We start from the raw sequence: 395 nt of genomic DNA, 5'->3' as shown, positions 1-395 counted from the left end.
CGGCCGGTAACCGGACGCCACCGGTGTCGTACGGCCGCCCTCCCGGGCGGAGAGCACGTACACCCGCGCGCTGAAGCGGCGCTTGGGCACGACGCTCCCGGGAGCGGCGACCACCTGCCCGCGCCGTACGCCGTCGCGCGGCACCCCGCGCAGCAGCAGCGCGACGTTGTCCCCGGCCTCGGCGGACTCCATCGGCTTGCCGAAGGTCTCCAGGCCGGTCACCACGGTCTCGACGGGCTCGCCGTCGCCTCCGAGTACGCTCACGCGGTCGCCCGTGCGGACGCTCCCGCGCTCGACGGCGCCGGTCACGACGGTGCCCCGCCCGGTGATGGTCAGCACGTTCTCGACGGGCAGGAGGAACGGCGCGTCCGTGTACCGCACCGGCATCGGCACGT

1 protein-coding gene is annotated in these 395 nt (G+C 75.2%); it reads right to left on the bottom strand.

The features are described 5' to 3' along the window. Positions 1 to 395, bottom strand: a 395-nt coding sequence (locus G3I78_RS50300) for an EF-Tu/IF-2/RF-3 family GTPase (protein ID WP_275424955.1), incomplete at both ends; no start/stop codon positions are given.

Origin of the sequence: Streptomyces sp. SID13726 (assembly GCF_010548375.1) — a bacterium.
In the GTDB taxonomy this organism is placed as follows: domain Bacteria; phylum Actinomycetota; class Actinomycetes; order Streptomycetales; family Streptomycetaceae; genus Streptomyces.
This window is presented reverse-complemented; position numbering and strand designations above follow the sequence as displayed.